Consider the following 22036-nt stretch of genomic DNA (forward strand, 5'->3'; position numbering starts at 1 on the left):
AGACTGTACTCCTTATACCCCTATAAACCCTTCTTATATCTTTATCTCTTATACCTCTGTACCCTTTACTGCGATCCCCATTATGCGATCGCAACCCTCTCAAATCCCCGAAACCCCTGTGAATAAAGGCTTCTAGCCCTTTCAACCCCTGCGCCGATCCCCAACAATCCCAGACTCTTATAAAATATTCCTATCCTTTATGCTATTTTTATACCTGTATTCAATATATAAAACCTCATATTCCATAGCGGTATAAGGAATCTGTATCAATCAATTTCCACGAGATTCCAATGCTTTCAGCCCCTAAGACGTGCGATCGCACCCCTGCATCATCGCTTATGACTTCTAGACTGCAACGTAACTCGCTAAACTTTATTCTGACTACTATTCTGTATTTATTGCAGTTATGTTGTCGGGTGTAGTCAGCCAAACAGGAGCAACACTCCATGACCATCGCCACCCCCAAACCCGATGTAAAGCGGCACCTCGCCCTAGGGTTAGACCCCAGGGATGCAATACCTCAGCAGCTACCAGCAGCCCCTCCAACCCCCTGCTGAAACCTTCCACGTGTATTCGCCTGAACCGCCAGTCCCCAATGCAGAGAGGGCACCCACACACCATCCTTGAGCGCTGCGATCGCACTAACCCGCCTCGATCGCACCCTCTCCAGCAGCAGAACCATACCCATGGCCCTGCACATCGTTACGGGGGCCATTCCTCAAGCGGTCGGCGATCGCGCTGGCGTGGGTCTACTACACCGATGCTCTGGCTGTTCGTCGTCACAGTGGGCTGCGATCGCTCAGGTGTCCTTGCAGCAAGCGCACCAACTCCCTCTGTAAGGCTGCCAGGTACGCTCTGTAGACCCTTGGTAGCCAGTCTGGGCTGAGAGGTACGGCATCATAGCTCGAACCGCCAGCCCCCAGCGCAGAGAGGGCACCCCCACACCATCGTTAAGGAAGCGCGACGGGATGGGGGATGAATGGGCGATCGCCGCTTCAATTTCTTTTTTTCGTCGTTCTCATGTGCCACGATAATTGGCCGCTGACCAACGTTGACCCCGGCTTTACCAAGTGGCTTGAATCCCTTATCTCACAAGGGTTCAGGACTCGTCTAATCGACTCTATCTCGTGCCACAATAAATGGCCACTCTTTGTGCCACATTATTTGGCCACTATCCCTGAAGCCCCTGCCACATAACGGTTTCAGCTCAATCAAGTTTTGCGCCGAAGGTGAGAGAAATCAGTGGATTGGCAACCGATGTGCTTTCATGTCCATCTTCCAAAGCCTTATAGAACAAGGCTTTTGGAATAGCGTGGCCAAATAGCGTGGCACAAACCTAACCTCGCGGCCATTTATCGTGGCACGCGACCAATATGCAAAGACCTGTAGACTGCAATGGATTTAGCTATAAATAACCCTGGCGGCTATTGAATACTGGTTTAAGTCAGGATGTTGATGTTGTGGAGTAGAATGCCTCCTCGCCCTAGGGGTAGACCCCAGGAACATGCAATCCCGCAGCAGCCACCAGCAGCCCCTCCAAACCCCTGCTGTAACCTTTCACCATCTCCATCGAATAGCGCCCACCGCCTGCACTGGGCGCGGCGATCGCATTAGATCACCTTTTCCAGTGAAGGACAAAGTCTCTCGCTCTAGTGGCGGCAGAGCCAGTGGTTCACGTTTTTCGCCTTTCTCACGTGCCACGATATTTGTCATTCTCTGCAATTTTAATTCGAGTCCTCTAAAGGCTCTCAAATCACCACAGCACAACGGTTTTGCCGATCTTACTAGCCTCTTTCCCGTGCCACGTTATTTGTCATCAATTTTGTGCCACGTTATTTGTCATCAAATCCCTAAACCCTTGTGGGACAACCATTACGGACGCGATCGCGACCTTGAACGTCGGCTTATCATCATGCCGCTGATTCACACTCCAGATCGCTAGAATCCCCAGCAGGCAACCGTTCTAGCCGCTATGACAAATATCGTGGCACAACGATGACAATTATCGTGGCACGCGACAAATTTACTAAGACCTACAAACTGCAATAGATTTAGCTATAAATAATCTGACTGCTATTGCACATCTATTGCAGTTAAGATATTATGTAGTAGTCAGCCAAACGGGAGAAACACCCCATGATCACCGCCATCGCCACCCCCCAACCCGAGATCAAACGGCACCTCGCCCTAGGGCTAGACCCCAGAGATGTGCAGTACCTCAGCCGCTACCAGCAGCCCCTTCAACCCCCTGCTGAAACCGTCCACGGCTTCTCCATTGAATAGCTCGCACTGTCTGCCCTCAGCGCCATGAGGGCACCCCACTCCACACGTTGAGGCAATCCCCCATGAACACTACCCAAGCACTCGTTACCCGCCTGCTGGCTCCCTACGCCACTGCCGCTACCATCCTGGCCAACGCCACCCGCTACACCTGGCACGCCCTGCGCTGCGATCGCGCCCTCGACGTCTACCGCACGATCGCGATCCTCCTCCAGGTCGCTGGCTGGCTGGCTTTCCTCGCCTGCCTCTATACCCTTCATGCTGGCAGGGCCGCTCGTCGCGTCTACGAGGCCGAATGGGCCACCGAAGCCAACGCTCTGGCCCGACGCATCGACCGATCGCTACTTCCCCTCGATGGCGGCGCTGCCCTGCCCCAGGCCGATGAACGGCACCAAGATTCCCTCAGCAACCCTGCGCCCGATCGCGTCGTTGCTTTCTCCAACCATGCGGTGGCCCTCGATGCCGCTGCCACCATCCACCCCGACCAGGTGCAGGCCGTCCTCAACAGCACCAGCACCGCAACCAACAAACTCCGCGCTCTCGCCAACCTCCAATGGCGGCACTCCAATCGCACAGAGGCTTGTTTAGTCTCATCAAGTGTTTAAGTTCATCTGTACTATACTGCTCTAACGAGTTCCTCACCGAGGTTCAAATCCTTAGCACACGGGGCTTTTACAACTGATACCGAACCACGGTGATGGCTTTCCTTATAGGTTAAAGAGCAATTTTCCTGTTTTCCTAATTTCCCATTTAACTTTTAAGGCAATCAGTAAATTGGTTTCTAGGTCGCCGATTCCTCACTATCGATCGCTTCACCGCTGTGGGCACCTCTACCTCCACTGACGGGAATGCAAAACCCCGCTAGGGCGAACCTGGCGGGGCTGAGATCAGGGGGGTAGGCGGGAATTAGGACGGGGATTGTGTGGTCAGAGTCCCTGCATCTTCTGCATTTCAGTCTGGATCCGCCGTCGCTTGCCCAGTTCAGTCCTGATCCGTCGCCGCTCCTTGGCGACCTGGATCGCATCCCCTTTCACCTCAGGGTGCTCCTCCAGCACCGTCAGCACTCCCTCCATCAGGGTGGTTGGGGTGATCCCCTCTGCCGCGCACAGCGTCATCAACTGCTCGTAAAATGTGACGTCCATCTTATCGAGCTTGGGTGCCTTGGTGGCCACCTCAAATTCTTCTACCTCCGGCACTGTGGCTTCGACCACTTCAGGGAGGGACGACACCGCACGAGGGGTCTTCTTGCGGCTGGGTGTCTGCACCCAGCTCTGGCTCGTTAGGCCGTTTGTAGCTGCACTGTCCGCCATTCTGCCGCTCCTTTTCCGGTTAACTTCTCTGCAATGGTCTGGAATGGTCGCTCCAGACTGCCTACCCCGGCCTCAACCAAGGTCTGCTGGGTGGTCAGCGCCCGCTCAAATCGGTCGGAGCGAATCACCATTGGCATCAGCTCAAAGCCGCACGCATCGGCTATCCCCTGCATGGAGGCGATCGCGGTTCGGGCATCGATCAGCATATTGTTGCCGTACATCGGCACTTTGAACGGGATTCCCCCCAGTACGGGGATGTCTAGGTCTAGATCGTCGGCCAGTTCGTTCAGGATTGACACGGTGCGCCCCAGCGCCTGCACTCCTTTCAAGTCGGCGGTGGCCGGGATGAGCACTCCGTTGGCGGCACCCAGCGCCGAGATGGCAATCTGGATCGGTTCGGGGGGAGTATCAATTAGGCAAAAGTCAAAGTCTTGATCCACTTCTTTCAGCCGTTTCTTCAGCAGGTAGGCACCCCGGCCTGAGGCGGCTAGGGTCGCCTCGGCTTTGAGCAACGAACTGTCGGACGGCAGCAGGGCCAGCGTCTCTGACAGCCGATACATCGACTCTGCGATCGTGGCTTCGCCCTCTAACACTTCCCGCACGCTGTTCAAGTCGGGGTCAAGATACTTCCCCAGCAGCCAGGAGGTCAGCGAACTCTGCGGCTCACAGTCCACTAACAGCACTCGGTAGCCTTCCGAGAGCATCTTCCCCAAGGTCAGTACCGTGCTGCTCTTCCCCTGGCCCCCATTAAATGAGGCGATCGTTATGGTCTGCATCGGAACATCACCAAAAGCTTCCTCAGAAATACCATGGTTTCCTAATCAATTAAATGATCACTTAGCAGATTGGTCAAATGGCCTTTTGGTGAATTTCCCTTTTTACTATTTTCCTATCTTACTGGTGGCCTGCGCTATGGGCTGGTTGAGTCGCATCCCTGCGATCGCTTGGGGCGTCTGACCTCTGGGGCTGGGGGAGAGTCTACATGGCTTTCCTTGTAGGGTAAATAGTAATATTCCTGTTTTCCTAATTTCCTATTTAGTCTTTGAGGCATTCAGCAAAGAGGTAGAGGCTACATACCTTTCCTTGTGGGGTAAATGGTAATTTTCCTGTTTTCCTAATTTCCTATTTAGCCTTTGAGGTAATCAGTAAGGGGGTAGAACCTACATGACTTCCTTGTGGGGTAAATGGTAATTTTCCTGTTTTCCTAATTTCCCATTTAGTCTTTGGGGCAATATCGCAAGGGGGCCGATGGGGCGATCGCCTCAATGGTAGCCTCCTCATTACCGACCAGGGCCGCAAGAGGCAGCGATGGCGCTCCCTTGCACTGGCGATCGCCACGATGTCCGAAAGCGATTTTGTAGAGAATTTGAACGCAAAAATAGCTGTAACCCCTATTCTTTCGCTGATTATCTCAAATCAAGTTGATTTGCCGAGTTCCTAAATCGCTTGCTATTAATAGATTTCAGGTTTGTCGCCCTAATAGAGCAATTACGCAATTTACTTGCCCTTCATGGAACACTTAGAGATGATTACTATCATGGTCGGGGCAGGAGTGAAGGAACTTGGGCAGGTGCTGGTAGTAGGGTCCCCGTGCAGAGTCTAAAAAAGGCGCTGGATCGGTTGACTCAGCATGAGGAGGTAGTGCCGCAGGTGAGAAAGAGGCGATCGCACCCATGATGAATAAGTCCCCAGTGCCGGGAAATAGATACTTAGTAACAGGTAACTGGAGAAACAACTGATGGGACGGCAATACGGAATGGTGGCACTGCTGGTAGCGATAAGCCTGGGGTATCTGCCAGCGCCAGCCAATCCGCTGATAGCTCCGGTTGCGGCACAAGTAGCCACTGGGACTGTGACAGGGGAACTGAATAGAAACAGCCAAGTTCTCAATGATGGCAGCTACTACAATGCCTATACCTTTGAAGGTATTGCAGGCGAAACGGTCGTTATTGAAATGAGTAGCCCAGCGTTTGACACGTATTTAATGTTGTTGGATGCCGATGGCAACCTGATCGCAGAAGACGATGATGGCGGTGGCAGTACCCATTCTCGGATTGCCCTAACCCTGCCCGCCAGTGGCACCTATCAAATATATGCTAATGCCTATGACTCAAGAGCGAACGGGCAATACAGCCTGAGCTTGCAATCCAGGGCTGGAACTTCACTTCAACCTGTTGCGATTCGTTCCCCGGCTTCGTCCTCAGCTTCAGCGTCTCCATCATCTAGCAGCTCAGTTCCTTCGCAGCAAGCTTCTAATACAACTGCGTCGCCTGAAGAGTTGGTGCAGGGTGAACCGCGAATATCCTTTGCCGGGAGATTGGAGCCACATGGTCTTACCGATTCTCCTTCAATGTTTGGCCTTGTCTCGTTTCAAGGGGTTGCAGGGGACACGGTTGTAATTGAAGTTAGTAGTAACGACTTTTTGCCTCAACTGGAGCTTAAGACACGGATAGGCAGAGACCTTGAGGATAGGAGCGGTTCGCGTCTGGTGGCGCGTTTACCCAACACAGGTCTTTACGATCTGTATATCCTTCCCCACGACTACAATTCCCAAACCACCGGTAGTTATCAGCTCACTGTGTGGGTTTTAGAGCAGGCTGATAATCAACAGGAAGAATCACTAAGTGCAGATTTGCCACCCTATGTCCTGGATTTTCGCAGAGACTCCAGCAATCCATTCTTTCTGACGGGCGTTGGGACAGATGTTATTCCAAATATGGAGCAGGAGGTGGCGAGGTCACGGCAACAACTGGGCGATCGCCATCTCCAGGTAGCTGAAAATCTCGCTTTACTGGCATTTTTCTACCAAGACCAGAACCGCGAAGCTGATGCTGAACGAGCCTGGTCTGAAGCGCTAAGTATTTATCGAGAGCAACCTCAAGAATATCCATCTGCGATGGCAAATATTCTAACTGGCTTGGCCATGGTCGCTTCTAACCGTGGCCAATACAGGGAAGCCGAAGCCTTTTACCAGGAAGCAATCGCCATCCATCAAAGTGATCTCGACTCTCAAGATCCTACCTTTGCAGGAACATTGACTGGACTCGCCTATATTTATCAAATGCAGAGTCGCTATGGCGAAACTGAAACCCTTCTCATACAAGTGCTAGACTTTTACCGGAAAGGGGAAGACCCTCTAGAAATGTCCTTTCCATTGCGCTGGCTGGCAAATCTCTATCATGCTCAAGGGGATTACAGCCGGGCAGAATCCTTGTATCAAGAAGCCCTATCAATTCAGCGCGATATTTTTGCTGGCGGTGGTGAATACTCCACCATTACTGAACCAATGGTTGGGAACGATCTAGCACTTTTGTATCATGCCCAAGGTCGCTACGATGAAGCAGAACAACTTTATCAACGGTCTATTCAACAACTGCAATCCAGCGTTTTCCTCGGTTCTTCTATCAGTTCTTCTATTCGTGTCACTTACAACTTGGCAGGCTTGTATCAATCACAGGGCAAGCTATCAGAGGCAATTGCCACACTGAAAGCTGGGCTAGATATCGAGCAACAAGAACTAGCAACGACCCTAGCCAGCCTGGGCGAAGCCGAACGTCAACTTTATATCGCAACTCTGGCAAACGCTATTGACTATGCAGTACCCCTTCATCTAAACACAGCTCCCAATAATCAGGAGGTGGCCCAACTCTCGCTCACCACTCTCCTGCAACGAAAAGGGCGAGTTTTAGAGGCAAACATGAGAACTCTAGAAACTCTCCGCCAGAACTCTAATCCTGAAATTCTGCCTGTACTATCTCAAATTGAAAATCTCCGACAAGAGATTGCGACCCTTTCTGCGCGTCAGTCAGAGGCTTCCTCAGCACAAGATCAGGCAAGACTTACAGAACTGAACAGTCGCCTCAATCAACTGGAATCTTTATTAGCGCGTCGGAGTGCTGCGACAGCAGAAGGACTATCCCCTGTGGCATTGAATGCTGTAGCAGAACAAATCCCACAGAATGGGGTGTTGATAGAATATGTGCGCTACCGCCCCTTTGACCCCGTCAACCTCTCAAGCAGTGAGTTGGGCACTCCCAACATCTGGGCAGCTAGTGGCTTTGCCCCCCCCCGCTATGCTGCCTACATGCTGCTACCCTCCGGTGAGGTGCGGGGGGTGGATTTGGGCGATGCCGCCACCATTGACGGGCAGATTCAAAGATTTCTAGAAGACCTGCGCTGTGGCGAGCAGCTGGCCACCCCTTGCTATGAACCTGAGGAGCTAAAACCTGTGGCCCAGGCCCTCTACGAGAAGATCTTCGCGCCGATTCAACAGCACCTAGGGGAGGCTACTCATCTTCTCATTTCCCCCGATAGCCAGCTCAACCTTGTACCCTTCGCTGCCCTAGTGGATGAGCAAAACCGCTACTTGATTGAGACCTACGCCCTCACTCACCTCACCAGTGGGCGTGATCTGCTACGCATGCAATCTCAAGCCCCCAGCCAGCAGCCCCCAGTGGTGCTGGCTGACCCAAACTTTGATACCGCCGATGCTACCGGGGTCATGCAGGTGGCATCGGCCAGTCGGGGCGGGGCACGTTCGGCGGATCTGGCCAGTCTTCCACCTTTTAGTCGTCTGGAGGGTAGCGCCCAAGAGGTGGCAGCGATTCGTCCGCTGTTGGGAGAGGATGCAGTAGTGTTAACTGAGGCAAGAGCCACAGAAAATGCTCTGAAGCAGGTGCAGGGACCGAGCATTCTACACCTAGCCACCCATGGATTCTTTCTAGAGGATGAGCCAGTCCCTCCACCTAATATTGGAGGCGGAGAATTGCCTCAATCATCCATCCGGCTCGAAAACCCGTTGCTGCGATCGGGGTTGGCCCTGGCGGGCTTTAACCAGCGGGAGAGCGACGGCGAAGATGGCGTACTCACCGCTCTGGAGGTAGCGGGTCTAAACCTACGGGGCACTCGCCTGGTGGTGCTGAGTGCCTGCGAAACCGGGTTAGGGGATATTGCCGATGGGGAAGGGGTCTACGGTTTGCGACGGGCCTTTGTCATGGCCGGGGCCGAAAGCCAGCTGATGAGTCTATGGCAAGTGAGCGATCGCGGCACCGCTGACCTGATGCAGCAATACTACGAGCGTCTGAGCCGAGGAGAGGGGCGCAGCGAGGCCCTGCGCCAGGTGCAGCTTACCGCGCTGGAGAATCCTGTTTACCGTCATCCTTACCACTGGGCTGCTTTTTTCTTCTCGGGCCAGTGGACTCCGATGGATCGGCTATGAACATTGAATAGGTGTCGAAGGCCGAGAACTATAACGTCTTGAGCGCCTAAGCAAGGTTAGCTATGGTTATCCCAGCAGGCCAAGCTAATGGGCCTCTGTCAGGGGTAAGAACCTTGGCAGTCGTTAACGATACCGTTAAACGTCACAGGATTCATGGATAACATTTTTCGCTATTGGCAACTGGTGCGGCTAACCAGTGCTGGCCAACCGCAAACTTTAGAAATGGCCACCGTGAAACCCTGGATAGAAGCCACTTATGCCGATGTATTGTTCGATTTGGAGGGGGCAGACAGCAAACTACAAAAGGCTTTGCTGGCAGCATGGCAAGAACAAACCGAAGGTTATGAACTGGCTCAAATGAGCCTACGTTGCTGGATCTCTCACCAGATTCGCAATAGCTGTGTGAGTCTGGCTCGGCGCTACGGCGATCGCCACGGTTTTGAGCCTGCCGATCTATTTCCCCTGGTGCTAGATGACGATGGCCACACCCATTCCACCTATCGCCCGCTCAGCCTGAAAATTCTAGACAGCTTTGACCCGACCAAGGCCAGTTTGAGCACATGGTGCGGTCGGCTGACCAAAAGTCACCCAGCTCTTACCCGTCTGCTCTTAGAAAAAGGCATTTACCTGGCCAGTGACTGGGCCATCTTAAATGACACAAATCTGGATCAGGTACAGCGCATTTTACAGGACTACCACCTCTGTAGCGACTTTGAAGTCGATCAGGCGGTGGGACTATTGGAACGCTACCAGGCGATTTACCAGCGCGATCGCATTCTTCAACGTCAGGCAGGCCAGTCTGGACGCTGCCCGGAGCCCACCCCCGAACAGCTCAAGCAGATGATGCCGTCCCTGAGCCCCAAAACGGTCAAGGCCCAGCTCAAACAGTTAGCCAGTCAGCTGCGCCAGTACCGCATCCATGTGCGCAGCGGCAACCCCCAAATCTACCAAACCCAGGATGACGGTGAACTGGAACGCATTGTCGGAGCAGCCAATGCCACTCTCGACAGTGAGGACGACGCAGCCACCTTTTTACATCGCTACCGTGAGGCGCTGGAGCAGTTGTTGGGACAGACCATTGCCCAGACCATCGCTGCCAACTTAGCTCACCTAGACAGCCGCAACCCGCCCCAGGATCAGGCCTATATACAGGGGCTGCACCTGCGCCTGTGCGAGGGAGTAGCCATGGCCAAAATTGCCTCCCGCATTGGCCTCAGTTCTCAGGTGCAGGTTACCCGGCTGCTCAATCTTAAACGGCTGCGATCGGATGTGCGCCACCAGCTGATTCCCTCGCTGGCGGCGGCAGTACGGCAGGATGTGGCAGAGATGGTCTCTGCCGATCGCCTTCGGGATCTTGATGCCACCCTGGAAACGCTGCTGACCGAGCAGGTAGATACCCTAATGGCCGATGCCGCAGCCGAGGCTCAGGCCCCTAAACCTCGGTTAGTCAAGAGTCTTTTTGCCCATCGGCTCTGCACTGAAATCCATGCTTTTATGACAGGTCAAGCACCATGAACACGCGAATCGTTACCTCCATTCCCTTTGTGAGTCTGCGACCCATGCACCATGCCACCAACTTGTCAGACTATGAGTTTGATCCTCTCCAATCGACGACGGTGGTGCTGTCTGCCCCGGCTATGGAGTGGGCCGTGCAGATCTGCCAACAGGTGACGTCCGGGCAACAGTGGGCCACCTTTTTGCAGGCGATAGCTCTCCGAGGTGTACAGGACTGGCTGGAGTCAGGGGCTACGGGGCTACGCTTCACCTACGATCTCACCCAACCCCCAATCTTTGGGGTGCAAGGGGAGGTCAACGGCTTTCGACTCTGCATTGTGCCCCAGGGCATTGTCAGCGATGGGCAGGTTACTATTCCCCGCAGCACCCTTGACGATGCCCAGGGCTTTGCCCACCTCTACCTGCTAGCAGCGGTGCAAGAAGAGGCCGACCAGGTTACCATTCTCTGCGGGCTGCGCCGCGATCGCCTGTTGGCCCAGCGAGACACCCTCGTGCCCGCTAACGAGGATACCTATGCTGTGCCCCTAGCCTACTTCGATACTTCTCCCGAGGAGATGTTGCTCTACCTCAACTGCCTCAACCCGACGCAGTTAGAGACGGCCGCCCAAACGACTCCATCTCGGTCGCCGAGCCAGGGGGTTATTAACGTGGGGCGCTGGCTGAGCGATCGCCTCGATACCCTGGCTGACACTGTTGCCAGTACCCTGACCTGGGCGCTGCTGCCGCCCCTGTCGGTATCTCACGCCATGATGTCGGGCCACACCCCCGCCGAAGCTTTGGAGACGGTACTGCGCGAGCTAGAACCGGCTGGGGTTGTCATTCCCCCTATGGCCAGGGGAGCCTACACTGACCTGCAAACGGCGGGGGTACCCCTGCGGCTCTACGCCCTCACCTGGACTCACTTGGAAGGGCCTCAGCCAGAATGGTGCCTGTTTTTGGTGCTGGGGCCAGCCCCTGGCGAGCAGCTTTTGCCCGGCACTCGTCTGATGGTGCGCGATGCCGCCACCGTTCTAGCTGACAGCATTCTCTCCCCTAACCAAAGCGCTAACCACCTCTATGCCCAGGTCTTCGGCACCTGGGACGAAGCCTTTGCCGTCTCTGTAGAGCTGCCCAACGGGTCTACTGTCAGCTGGCCTCCCTTTGTCTTTCAGCCCGAAGAGGGGTAACGGATGCCCCACCGCCTTACAATCCACAAAATCGATCAGAGCTGCCTGTTCGATCTCGCCTGGGGAGACGGGCAGCGATTGACCGCTAGTGTTACGTTCCCGGCAGGGTTGTTGCAGTTGTACCAAGGCTGGCAGCGGGCCTACCTGGGTTACTACAAGCAAGCGCTGCGGGGGCGAGTAGGAGCGGCAGGCCAGGTAACGGCGGCAGCGGTGGACTGGCACAGCCAGCTGGTGCAGTCAGAGGCGCGGCTGCTGTCAGAATTTCACACCTGGCTGAAGCAGGGCGATCTGTACGATCTGCGCCAGGAGGTGCAGGCAGCGGCCCAGGGAGCGGGTACGGTAGAGCTATTTCTCACCTGTACGCCGCTGGATCTGGCGCGGCTACCCTGGGAAACCTGGGAGTTTGGCCCGCCGGTACAGATTGTGCGATCGCCCGCTACTATTCGAGCGGCCACTGGACGCAGGCAGACCTGGCGGCGGGGCAAGGCCAGGGTGCTGGCCATTTTGGGCGACGAAACTGGGCTTAACTTTAGTGGCGAACGCCATACCCTCGATGGCCAGCAACGGCTGATGGAGATTCACTATGTGGGTTGGCAACCAGGGGAAGACTCCACTGCTCTGAAGCAGCGGGTCTGTGCCGCCATTGCCGACTCCCAGGGGTGGGACGTGCTGTTTTTTGCAGGCCACAGCAATGAGGCCGCTCTGGTGGGAGGGCAGATTGCGATCGCACCCCACACGTCCCTCACCGTCAAAGACCTGGCTCCCTACCTGCAAACTGCCCAGGGGCATGGGCTCCAGTTTGCCCTGTTTAACTCGTGCAGCGGTCTCGATATTGCCCAGGGGCTCATCAACCTCGGCCTCAGCCAGGTGGCGATTATGCGGGAACCCATCCACAACGAGGTGGCCCAGGCTTTCTTGGTGCAGTTGCTGCAACGGTTGGCCCAGGGGCAAAACGTGCAGGAGGCTATGCACAGGGCCTGTCAGTTTCTCAAAGCCGAGCAAAGCCTGACCTACCCCTCGGCCTACTTGGTGCCGTCGCTGTTTCGCCATCCGGCCTCGGTGCCCTACCGGGTGGAGCCGGTGGGCTGGCGATCGCGGCTACACCGCTGGCGACCCACCTGGTACGAAGCGTTAACAGTGGCCACCCTGGCCTTAGTCAGCCTGATTCCTGCCTATGAATCCTGGGTACCCCAGGCCTGGCTGATGGATCAGCGGGTCGGGATGCAGGCCAGGTATCGAGAGCTAACCGGGCAGGTACCATCTGCACCCGCTACCCCCATCGTGCTGGTGCAGGTGGATGGAGACAGCATCATTCGCTGGGGGGCCACCAGTTATAAACCCATTGACCGCTCCCTCCTGGTGGCAGTCATAACCGGGTTGACTCAGCAAGGAGCCACCGTCATCGGTATTGACTATGTGCTCGATCTGGCTCAGCCTGACCACGATGCAGCCCTGAATCAGGCCCTCCAACAAGCTCTTATCCAAAACCAGAGCCAGTTGGTGTTTGCCACCGCCCGCCAGCGGGGAGTTTGGCTGGTTCCCCATCCTGAGGTCATAGCTGGCAATGACCTCAAGATGGGAGATATTCAGGTGCCCTGGTGGCGGGTTCTGCCGCGCCGCGCCGCGTCAGATCGGCCAGCACCCTTCAGCTATGAACTGACGGTTGCTCACTACCGTCATCTACAAAGGCAATTTGGTTGGGCTAGCGTGCCCCAATTGCCCCGTGGCGGCGATCTCCATCCCCTAACCCATTTTTCCTACGAGTTGGGGCAGCAGTGGCTACAACCCCTGCTAGATTTGTCCATCCCTCCAGAGCGGGTCTTTGAGGCGGTTCCGGCCTGGCAGATCTGGGAAGACCCTACCCTGCTACCAGATTTACCGGGGGCGATTGTGATCGTAGCCCCCGGTGGCTACCATGCAGCGGGGCTCGCTGCCGATGGGGAAGATAACATGCCCGCCCCCCCGGCCTTTGCCTACTGGCGCGTTCGCACCTCCCTCCCTGCCGATGTGATTACCGGCGGCGAGGCCCATGCCTATATGGTTCACCACCTGATGAGCGATCACCTGGTGGTGCCCATCCCCGATGTTTGGCTGATTCTGGTGGCAGCTATAGGCGGCAAAGCCCTGACTCTCTATCTGCAGGGACGGCCCTACCGGCCTCTCTATGGGGTGACAGCGCTGGGAGCGGCCACCGTGGGCTACGGGCTAGTCTCCTTGCAGCTCTACATTAGCGGGGCAGTGCTGCTGCCCTGGCTTTTACCATCGCTAACAATCTGGCTATATTGTTTACCAATCCTCAGGGAAAATACGGAATGAAGTACATTCAATGGTTATCCATCGGGCTGAGCCTGGCAATGGTTTCTGCCGCCGTTGGTTTAGGCGATCGCGCCACAGCCCAAACGGCTCCTGTGCACCTCAGTCTGGGGCAAACCCTGGTTGACTTCTTTAATCGAGACGATGCAGAAGACCGCAGCCGGGGTAGGGCTGGCACATCTCGTAGCCCAGGAGAGCAGCTTGCCAATGAACCCTTTTGCATTCTCACGCCTGGTCGCAACGAAACCATCTGGCACCAGCAGCCCTTGTTGGTTACCCATGGGCCAATCAACCGCATTGCCGTCAGACAGAAAGCCGACGACCGAACCCAACCCGACAACCCCGAGATCTGGAGCTACTCACCCAGGCTCGATGCCGATCGTCTTATGGTGACTCAAACCGATCCACTGCAACCCGGTAATCGCTACGAGTGGCTTTTCTACAACAGCCAAGATGATAACGTTATCTTTCTGCTGTCCTTTACAGTGATGGCAGCGGGGGAAGAACGTGACCAAATTACCACCGACCTGGCCCAGCTAGAGACCGAGTTGACCCAGGCGGGAGCCAGCATCGAGGCGATCGCTCAGGCACAGGCCGATTATTTTCTAGCGAACGACATGCCTGCTGATGCCCTTCAAATCCTCTTTGCTGTAGAGGAGCCCTCTGCTGATCTGGTCGCCCTGCGCACCGAAACCGTCGAGACCATTTGCAGCTTTCGCTTGGGTCGTAGTTAGGCACCCTTAGTGAATAGGTAATATACCCCCGGAACTATTTCCGGTTAGTACCTCGTTCATTAGGTTCTTTTTATGACAATGCGTCTTAACCGGGTTGCCTCGAGTGCTGTTATGCGGCGATGGCCAATGGTAGTGCTGTCGGCCTTAACCTCCCTTGTGGTTACTGTAGACAGTGTCGTTGCCTCAGACAATGCTGACATAACCCATAGTTGGCAACCCGAAACGCTGCTCAGTATCTCGCAACTGCATGTCCGGGTGGCTAAAATATGCCGATTTGGAGCCAGTGCCGAACGCCTCCAAGCAGGCATAGAAAACTATTTACGCCGCAGCGGTCTTCCAGTTACCTCTAATCCAACCAATCAACGGGTAGCTCCCTATCTTGATCTCAGTATAGATTGTGGCTCGACGACCCGAGATACAACCCTCCGCATCGGGTTGAACGTGATCCAGAATGTACAGTTCAATGGCCAAACTATTCTGGCGGAGACTTACTCTGGCCCTGCTGTTCACGGGTTTACCCTGACCTCTGCTGAGTACGCCAGGCGCGAACCACAAATAATTACTGATCTATTAGATACCTTTATTTCTGACTGGAACTCGGTGCGATAAGCACATGGATGCAGAAGCCTGGAGGCCAGAAGCCAGATTTAGATGCCCATCTGCCCGTGTGAATAAGTTCTCCCTTGCCAGAAATACATCCTTTCAACGGCGGTCATCAGTTCTACCTGTGAATAAGCTCACGCTACCCAGAACTAGAGACTGATGACCGCCAACAAAATCTTCTATAAAGGACAGTTCCTATGCAATACCAGCAAATCCGCTCCCAGCTCAACGCCCTTTCTCTTACTCTGGGTCTGCCCGCTCTGGCTCTAGTCTCGTTCTTAGGAGCTACTCCCAGCCTGGCCGCTGTCCAGGCTCCAAGTGAAGTCACCACCACCGGGGAAGATCCCGTGCAGGTGGCCAACATATTTGACTTAATCGAAACCGTCACTGAGGGAGTGCAAGTCATTCAAACCATTAACGACGCCTTCCAGGGGGCACCAGCCTCTCGTCAACAGCCACGTCCCGAAGCCTCTGGAACGACTCGCCAACGGCCCAGCATCGGAACCCAATTTGTTGATCCCGAGGTGGTGCGTCAGCAGCAGAGCCCTACCCCTGAGCAGCAAGCCGAGCAACAGGCTGCCCAGCAGGCTGAAGGTGAACTGCTCTTTGAAATACTTGGCACTATCCTTATGAATGGTGGTGGTCCTGAATCTATGGCTGCACCCCTGGAACCAACAAGAGTAACCCGTCCAAACGGAATGAGCGAGTCTGAATATGCTTGCTACATCGATCCCAATTGTGGGCGTTAACTCTTGGGAGAATATAGCCGTTGCCACGAAGGTTGGGACGTTTTCATCGGTAGCCTAGAGGCGATGGCTAGACGCCAGTTCGCTAATAGCCCTCAACATGGCACTAGCAATACCTGGTAAGCCCCGCAATTGGCATGGGCATTGTTCTAAGCCTCGCTCATGGCCGTTAGCTGGCGCAATGCCCATCTCACATTGACTCCAAACAGCACCCGTGACAACAATTTTTTATCAAGCACAAATAAATTTTAAGTGGATGGATGCGTACCTTTTGCCAAATAGCCATACATTCTAAGCAGATGAATAGGTTCACTCAGCCCAGATATAGAGTTATTTGACAGCAATGGTTCAGCTCCACTGCTGAATAGGTCCGAGTCACTTAACACCAACATCTGCCTAAATATCTTTTACTTGAGGTTTATCCTATGCAGTACTCATTCATTCGTCGTCTCCGTCATGCAAGCCTTTCTCTGACCCTGGGCTTACCTAGTCTTGCCCTAGCTTCGCTATTAGGGGCTAACCCAGGTCTTGCCGCCGTTCAATCCTCCAGTCCAACCATCGAAAACAATTCAGAAACCGTTGTTATTGGATTCATCGATATCCTATTAGATGTTGCTGATGATATCATCAACGGCAATATTGATGATGCTGGTGACATCATCGACGTAGTGGGCGACGTCCAAAAACGGTTTGACCAAAGGGCAGCTGAACAACGAGCAGAAGAAGAACGGCAACTACGAGAGTTGGAGCGCATCCGTCTTCAAGAAGAACGAGAAGCCGCTGCCAGAGCTGCTGCTGAACAACGTCGTCAGTATTTTGAAAGCCTAACCCCTGAGCAGCAACAAGCCTATGTCCAGGAACAGCAGCGTCTGCAACAGCAGCAGCTAGACTTCATTTCTGGGATTTTTATAGAAGCATTGTTCTCTACTTCCACTCAACCTGATCAAGGAGACTACCGAAACGGAATGAGTGAAAACGAATACTATTGCTACATCAATCCCAGTTGTGGGCGTTGACCAGATTTTTCAGCAGTCCACCTCGGCTTCTACCACAATGAGTTTGTGACAGAGGTCAAAACTTTCCTTGGAGCTAAAAAATATGGTGCAAATTATGATCTCACCCATAGTCGCCAACATTATGGCTAAGACGTCGGCATGCAGTGGGTTAACCCCCAAGCTAGGAGTAGTCATCCTGGGTAGTGTAATTGCCACAGGGCTTATACCCTACCGAGAGGCGATCGCCCAACATTCCACCTTTCACGGTGTTCGGGTCTCTCCCCAGCTACAGCTAAATTCAGATTTAGCAGAAGAATGGATTAGAAAAGGAGCCACACCATACCAGGTTAGAAATGATGCCTTGCAGTATGATCGTCTAGCACAATGGTTGCCCATCCCTGGAAGCGAAGACAATTACACAACTTACGACCGTATGACGTTTAGCGGTTCAGGGGATGACTTTCGTACGATCACCCTGCTAACTGGCACTACATCTGACAATCCTCGAAAATTTGATTTTTTGGTTGATTGCACCGCTAATACAATGTCCTTACACAGCTTCTACTCTTTTTCTGCCAATGGTGAAACTATTGGCAGAAAAAGCGAAATTGGGGGAACTCCGGCGTCCCCAGAAAGCCAATTTCAACAAAGCTTGGTAGATGGAGTTTGTGGGTTGGGCTCCTAAGAAAATTGCTTGAGATGAAGACTCCTATAGTACCTATCTAGGAGAATACTGCCTTACCTAAACCGCTACAGATACTTACTTGTATTCAATGAAGTAAAAGTAAGAGAACTTTGCGTAATGCTAATTCCCCCTTCTTGTATCCTTAAGCATACCTCTCTGACGGCTTTATGCATGTTTGGGGTAGCGGTGTTCAGCACTCCTGCTGCTGCCAATACAACTCTTGATTTACAAGAGCAGGTACTGGGGCGAGGTATATCCTCAGAAGATGTTGACAACGCAATGAGAAACAGACCTGTTTCTACTTTTCCTGAATCTCATTTTCCTTATTATGCACCTGTAAACGGTTGCTCTAACCCTATTCCCGTTGACTGGAATGAAGTATTTGAAGGCGCTTGCAATATCCATGACAGATGCTATCAGACACCTGGAAGAACCAAGAGCTCATGTGATGCTTCAATGTTAAAAGAAATGCTGACCATATGTGAATTTGCATCTAGCTCAGTCCTTAACATTTACTGCCGTGGCATGGCAGAATTTTTTAATCTTGCTGTCGTAGAATCTGGCCAGGCTCATAGAGCTTATGATCAAGCTCAAAGACAGCAGAATGCTTACATTACAACGGTTTACAATTGGCTTAATGATATTAGTGATATCGTATGTACCAACAGCAATATTGTGACAGATATTTTAGTTAATCCAAGAGACAGAATTATTATTAGGGCAAATGGAACAGTAGTGTTTGGAGCATTCGCGGGTGCAGGAAGTCCTTGGGGGATTAACGGTTTTCAAATTTTTAATTATTTTGCTGGTCTACGACATGGCCTTCTCCTAGGAAGAATTAGACAAGCTGGCATGAGCGGTTTGGATGGCTACTTCCCAGTTGGTGAGGGATGGAATGGAGGACGAGAAGTTCTCCTTAATGAGCAAGGATTTCTGGAATTTTTAGTAAATGACAATAACCCTCAAGACAATCGAGGAGGATTTTGCATTGAAGTTATTAATCTTGGCCCTGAAACTTGAGAGAAATCTTTGGTCACTTATTGCTCTATATTGAGGTAACTTTTGAATATGAAAGGGACTTTACTGGCACTTGGTATTATGCTGGCCCCTATGTCCGCACCGGTTTCGGCTCAGCTCCTTTCCGAAACCGCCTGTCCTGATACCTACCTAAATGGTTGGTGCTATGCGTTTAGCAACAACGTTCATTCCATTCATACACAAACGCCTGACAATCATTTGTTGATGTTTTCAGCAATTCAGGAATCAGGTGAGCATTACGAGATGGTAATGATAACGAATATTGCAACTGGCGAGGTTGTGTTTGAGGCGGCTTACGATGTTGGTCGTGGTGGTGGCGAAATTCTTAATGGAACGGTCGAGGTAGGACAGCGATACCTGTCGCAGATCCAGGCGGCCGAAGATTTTATGCGTACTGTTCTGAATTGATCTAATCCATAAGCGCGATCGCTACAAAGCCATCTACACTGACGCCAACCAGCGGGGCTTTGAGCTACACTTCGGCTCGATCGATCTCAACATTGGCACACCTTCCCCTTTCACGGGTTAGACCAAAGCCAGTCGGGTACTTCTCGGTGAGTATAGGGTCAGACGAGCACACGGGGCCGATGGGACGATCGCTTAGGCGAACAGAGCACGGCTTTAAGAGCGCGCGATCACCTTGGACACCCGCGCAACGTCAGCCTCCACTCCTAAGCCATGTACAGCGGCTCGATGTAGAGCTGCTGTACATGGCTTAGGGGCCGATGGTACCCAGCTATGTGGACTTCATGTGTCGATCTGATCTGATATTGGCGAGCCGCTGACCAGGGCTACTACACCATCCCTAACCCGCCTGACTGGTCGTTGGAGCGGTATTTGGTTTGAGATAACCTAGAGGAGGAGATAAACCTCGTCTAACTTGAAACCTGGAGTTTCCCTCACCCTAAATCCTTTCCCCTCGGGAGAGGGATTTTGAGGGTTTTTCCGGCTCCCCTTGCCCTTTGGGAGAGGGGTTGGGGGTGAGGGGCAGAACTATGGTTCTCAACATGGACTTGGTTTAACTGCCAATATCGAACTATGATCATGCCAGAAAAAAGCGATGACTTCAGTAGTATATTTCTCAGTCAAATTCAATCATTATTAAACGATAAGTTCATCCAAAGATTATCTCTTGGAAAATACAGTAGATGGGCAGTAAGACTTTCGATTGAAGAGACTGCCGCTATATTTTCTGCTGTTGGTGAAATCGGCTTATCTGGGACAGATTTCCCTGTTTTAGAAGACGCTTTTGAAGAGTTTAGGGGAATCGAGAACTATCCACCTGAACTCATAATTTTGAACCAGAGGCAGCAAGATGCTCTTCTTTTCCTCACTAGGCTATTCAGAAAGAATTTAATTGACGATTTCAGCATTCCTAATGAATATGCCTGCCAGTCTCCCAACTTTCGGCATAATGTGGAGTGGGCTTACAACCCCACTAAAAGTGACCTGTTTGGGGTTCTTTGGCACGTTGGAGGGCTGGCAATTCGTTCCATCCGACAGAATATGTCTTCAATAGATCAATATCATATTCGTGCTCAAGAGCATCTGATTTGTTTAATTCGGGTAGCTCAGGGGCAAGCCACCTACTATCAGTTTGGCGGAAACCGAATTCCTCTGAGACAACCTCCACCTCAGCCACGAAACCGCAGAGTTTGATAAGTCAATCTCTTTGTCACGACAGGAAGTCCTACAGGGCAGCTACTCTCCCCGTATAGAGCGATGTCTAGCGATAATCTGGTGCATTTCCTCACGTAGTAAGCGATGAATTTTTGGATCCGATTGAATCGGCTCTGAGAAGTCTGGAGCTACCAGGAATGCTTGACCATCCTTGTCGAAGGTTAAGCGCATCTCCTTGACGTCCACAAAGGGTTCTAAGTCTTTTAAGAGGTGATGGAAGGTATTGAAGATTTGTCCTACGTTCTGCGTTGAAGCCATAAATTACAGTGTGCTGAAACATACTTTCTATTTCCACGTAAGCACAGAACAGTCTCACAGGACAACGAGACAACCACCCCCCAAGACGAATAGCATGGACAAACTTCTCTCTCTTTCCCTATGGGTTTCCCCGTCCCTGGCGATGCCATCGAGCAAAGCCTAGACCTCAACCAACACCTGATTCACAACCCCGCTGCCACCTTCTTTATGCGAGTCGAGGGGGATATGGCGGCTGACCAAGCGGTGCAGCCGGGAGATCTGCTGGTGGTCGATCGCTCACAGGCTGCCCAGGATGGCTCTCTAGTGGTGGCGGCGATCGCGGGTGCTCTCCAAGTCCTCAGAGTCCAGAAGCATCACGGCAAGCTTGTACCCGCTACAGGATGGGAACCAGGCAAAGCCTTAGATATGGAAATTTGGGGTGTCGTTACCACTCTAATTCGCAAGGTCTAATCGACAAAAAACCCGCTGTTGCCAGCGGGTGAGTCAGGAGTGTTGAAGTCGTTGTCTGTTCGGAGGAATGCCGTTTCTACCGGGTGTAGCGAACGCCGCGATAGGTCAGGTCTGCGGGCTGCTGGCGTTGAGTAATAGTGAACTGCCTGCGGAAGTAGGAACGACCCATGAAGGTTGCCGTTTCGCCAGTAGAGATCGCATCAACAGCAGGGGCAGAGGTTTCGTAGGATTGACCGCGATAGGTGAGTTGCATAGCTGGGTGTTCCTAAGTGACGGGGGCTTATCTCTATGAATTCATAGTCGCCTGAATGCCCAATTGGCTGGGTGACAGCGGTAGTAATACGCGGGTGATAGTTCTAGTGGTTGAGTGTGAGCGCACCTAGCTCTACGGCTGCATGAGATCACATTAGGCCCGAGGGATACGCCAAACAGCGCAATCTGGCCAACCGCTACGAGTACCCCCCCAAACCAAGGGCACCATAGGCCCACAGCGAGTTCCTGAGAGCGTCCTAGAGCGTAGATACAGCTTGAGAGCAACCCCCACTGGTAGCGCTGGCCAGTGGGGGTTTGTCTTTAAAGCACAATGCCCCAGCGCGATCGCAGTGGCCTAAAGACGTTGGCCCATGCTGCCCTGGTGACGATAGGACAGTCTCATAGGACAGTGACCACCGCAGAGGATAGTATAGGATTACTACTGCGTCTATTTTTCCTGCCTCCAATGCTGTAAACCCTTATTCTTTATAGGGTCTAGCCATGTTCGCCCTGGTAGATTGCAACTCCTTTTTCGCCTCCTGTGAGAAAGTCTTCCGGCCCGACCTGGAGGGCAAGCCAGTGGTGGTGCTCTCCAACAACGATGGCTGTGTCGTGGCGCGATCGCCCGAAGCTAAGCCGCTGGTGGCCATGCAGGCTACCCTGTATGGCTCTCCTGGAATGAGTATGCTGAAGTAGCCGTTACTATACGTTATGGCTATGGTGCCTCTACTGACAGAGCTCTTGGGTTTACCCGGTATTGATGTTGAGTCGTACGACGAGACCGAGGAGGGTC

The 22036-nt window shown here is 53.0% G+C and carries 20 protein-coding genes and 1 pseudogene; 17 read left to right on the forward strand and 4 right to left on the reverse strand.

The window, feature by feature from the left end; genetic code table 11:
• The first annotated feature begins 623 nt into the window (after window positions 1-623).
• From IQ273_RS13965 to IQ273_RS13975, 3 genes are all read left to right on the forward strand, one after another.
• Window positions 624-839 carry a hypothetical protein gene (locus IQ273_RS13965; RefSeq protein WP_194023787.1) on the forward strand — a complete coding sequence of 72 codons (216 nt, stop codon included), beginning with the start codon at window positions 624-626 and terminating at the stop codon, window positions 837-839.
• Between the two features lie 1297 nt (window positions 840-2136).
• Window positions 2137-2283, forward strand: coding sequence for a hypothetical protein (locus tag IQ273_RS13970; protein ID WP_194023788.1), 147 nt, complete (start codon window positions 2137-2139; stop codon window positions 2281-2283).
• 62 nt (window positions 2284-2345) lie between these two features.
• Entirely contained in the window at window positions 2346-2885 is a 540-nt protein-coding gene (locus tag IQ273_RS13975) for a hypothetical protein (protein ID WP_194023789.1), read from the forward strand.
• Window positions 2886-3206: 321 nt separating this feature from the next.
• Here IQ273_RS13975 and IQ273_RS13980 read toward each other — a convergent pair whose 3' ends face one another.
• Together IQ273_RS13980 and IQ273_RS13985 are read right to left on the reverse strand one after the other, a co-directional pair.
• The gene (locus IQ273_RS13980; RefSeq protein WP_194023790.1) at window positions 3207-3509 is read right to left on the reverse strand and encodes a hypothetical protein; all 303 of its coding nucleotides are present in this window, start codon (window positions 3507-3509) and stop codon (window positions 3207-3209) included.
• Window positions 3510-3559: 50 nt separating this feature from the next.
• On the reverse strand, window positions 3560-4366 hold the full coding sequence (locus IQ273_RS13985; RefSeq protein WP_194023791.1) for a ParA family protein: 807 nt from the start codon (window positions 4364-4366) through the stop codon (window positions 3560-3562).
• Window positions 4367-5328: 962 nt separating this feature from the next.
• Here IQ273_RS13985 and IQ273_RS13990 point away from each other — a divergent pair.
• The 12 genes from IQ273_RS13990 (at window position 5329) to IQ273_RS14045 (ending at window position 20262) form a co-directional block, all read left to right on the forward strand.
• Entirely contained in the window at window positions 5329-8808 is a 3480-nt protein-coding gene (locus IQ273_RS13990) for a CHAT domain-containing protein (RefSeq protein WP_194023792.1), read from the forward strand.
• Window positions 8809-8961: 153 nt separating this feature from the next.
• Window positions 8962-10323, forward strand: a complete 1362-nt coding sequence (locus tag IQ273_RS13995) for a hypothetical protein (protein ID WP_194023793.1) — start codon at window positions 8962-8964, stop codon at window positions 10321-10323.
• Window positions 10320-11489: a DUF1822 family protein gene (locus IQ273_RS14000; protein ID WP_228053002.1), complete on the forward strand. Its 1170-nt coding sequence runs from the start codon at window positions 10320-10322 to the stop codon at window positions 11487-11489. The genes IQ273_RS13995 and IQ273_RS14000 overlap by 4 nt, the downstream gene beginning before the upstream one ends.
• A gap of 3 nt (window positions 11490-11492) precedes the next feature.
• Window positions 11493-13805, forward strand: a complete 2313-nt coding sequence (locus IQ273_RS14005) for a CHASE2 domain-containing protein (RefSeq protein WP_194023794.1) — start codon at window positions 11493-11495, stop codon at window positions 13803-13805.
• A complete protein-coding gene (locus tag IQ273_RS14010) occupies window positions 13802-14536 on the forward strand; it encodes a hypothetical protein (protein ID WP_194023795.1) in 735 nt (244 codons plus the stop codon). The genes IQ273_RS14005 and IQ273_RS14010 overlap by 4 nt, the downstream gene beginning before the upstream one ends.
• Window positions 14537-14662: 126 nt before the next feature.
• Window positions 14663-15145 (forward strand): hypothetical protein, encoded by a 483-nt coding sequence (locus IQ273_RS14015; protein WP_194023796.1) that lies wholly within the window; start codon window positions 14663-14665, stop codon window positions 15143-15145.
• A gap of 191 nt (window positions 15146-15336) precedes the next feature.
• Window positions 15337-15888: a hypothetical protein gene (locus tag IQ273_RS14020; RefSeq protein ID WP_194023797.1), complete on the forward strand. Its 552-nt coding sequence runs from the start codon at window positions 15337-15339 to the stop codon at window positions 15886-15888.
• Window positions 15889-16310: 422 nt separating this feature from the next.
• Window positions 16311-16901, forward strand: a complete 591-nt coding sequence (locus IQ273_RS14025) for a hypothetical protein (RefSeq protein ID WP_194023798.1) — start codon at window positions 16311-16313, stop codon at window positions 16899-16901.
• An 82-nt stretch (window positions 16902-16983) separates the two neighbouring features.
• Window positions 16984-17565, forward strand: a complete 582-nt coding sequence (locus IQ273_RS14030) for a hypothetical protein (RefSeq protein ID WP_194023799.1) — start codon at window positions 16984-16986, stop codon at window positions 17563-17565.
• A 186-nt stretch (window positions 17566-17751) separates the two neighbouring features.
• Entirely contained in the window at window positions 17752-18585 is an 834-nt protein-coding gene (locus IQ273_RS14035; RefSeq protein WP_194023800.1) for a hypothetical protein, read from the forward strand.
• Between the two features lie 48 nt (window positions 18586-18633).
• Window positions 18634-19011, forward strand: a complete 378-nt coding sequence (locus tag IQ273_RS14040) for a hypothetical protein (protein WP_194023801.1) — start codon at window positions 18634-18636, stop codon at window positions 19009-19011.
• 630 nt (window positions 19012-19641) lie between these two features.
• A complete protein-coding gene (locus tag IQ273_RS14045; RefSeq protein ID WP_228053004.1) occupies window positions 19642-20262 on the forward strand; it encodes a hypothetical protein in 621 nt (206 codons plus the stop codon).
• 42 nt (window positions 20263-20304) lie between these two features.
• Here IQ273_RS14045 and IQ273_RS14050 read toward each other — a convergent pair whose 3' ends face one another.
• Complete coding sequence (locus IQ273_RS14050) at window positions 20305-20541, reverse strand: hypothetical protein (RefSeq protein ID WP_194023803.1); 237 nt, start codon at window positions 20539-20541, stop codon at window positions 20305-20307.
• Between the two features lie 120 nt (window positions 20542-20661).
• Here IQ273_RS14050 and IQ273_RS14055 point away from each other — a divergent pair, with 120 nt between their 5' ends.
• Window positions 20662-20991, forward strand: a complete 330-nt coding sequence (locus IQ273_RS14055; protein WP_194023804.1) for a S24 family peptidase — start codon at window positions 20662-20664, stop codon at window positions 20989-20991.
• Window positions 20992-21067: 76 nt separating this feature from the next.
• Here IQ273_RS14055 and IQ273_RS14060 read toward each other — a convergent pair whose 3' ends face one another.
• The gene (locus IQ273_RS14060; protein ID WP_194023805.1) at window positions 21068-21244 is read right to left on the reverse strand and encodes a DUF4278 domain-containing protein; all 177 of its coding nucleotides are present in this window, start codon (window positions 21242-21244) and stop codon (window positions 21068-21070) included.
• A 500-nt stretch (window positions 21245-21744) separates the two neighbouring features.
• Here IQ273_RS14060 and IQ273_RS14065 point away from each other — a divergent pair.
• A pseudogene (locus IQ273_RS14065) lies at window positions 21745-21930 on the forward strand (DNA polymerase V subunit UmuC); the annotation flags it as partial.
• Between the last annotated feature and the right edge of the window lie 106 nt (window positions 21931-22036).

Source organism: Nodosilinea sp. LEGE 07298 (assembly GCF_015207265.1).
Lineage (GTDB): Bacteria > Cyanobacteriota > Cyanobacteriia > Phormidesmidales > Phormidesmidaceae > Nodosilinea.